Origin of the sequence: Dyella sp. ASV21, from assembly GCF_016428975.1 — a bacterium.
Classification (GTDB): domain Bacteria; phylum Pseudomonadota; class Gammaproteobacteria; order Xanthomonadales; family Rhodanobacteraceae; genus Dyella.
This window is the reverse complement of record NZ_JAELTT010000375.1, coordinates 1-310: the sequence shown is the minus strand read 5'-3', so window position 1 is coordinate 310 and position 310 is coordinate 1. Positions and strand designations below refer to the sequence as shown.

The 310-nt window shown below is 75.8% G+C and carries 1 protein-coding gene; it reads right to left on the bottom strand.

Annotated features, from left to right (window positions below; all coding sequences use genetic code 11):
- Window positions 1–162: D-(-)-3-hydroxybutyrate oligomer hydrolase (locus JHD67_RS21965; RefSeq protein ID WP_233172187.1), on the bottom strand; the 162-nt coding region annotated here is incomplete at its 3' end.
- Window positions 163–310: the final 148 nt, after the last annotated feature.

The following is a 310-nucleotide window of genomic DNA, read 5'->3' as shown; positions in this document are numbered from 1 at the left end:
AGGTCCCAGATCGGCGATGCCTTTCCAACTGGTCTGGATGGCGCGTCGACGCAACTCCTGCGGCGTCGGCTGCAGCGAATGCGCAAACGGCGCCGGAGCACCGGCCAGCCCGCTCAGGCCCAGGCCCTGTCTCTTATACACATCTGACGCTGCCGACGACAACGTTCGGGTGTAGATCTCGGGGGTCGCCGTAGCATTAAAAAGGGGGGGGGGGGGGGGGGGGGGGGGGGGGGGGGGGGGGGGGGGGGGGGGGGGGGGGGGGGGGGGGGGGGGGGGGGGGGGGGGGGGGGGGGGGGGGGGGGGGGGGGGG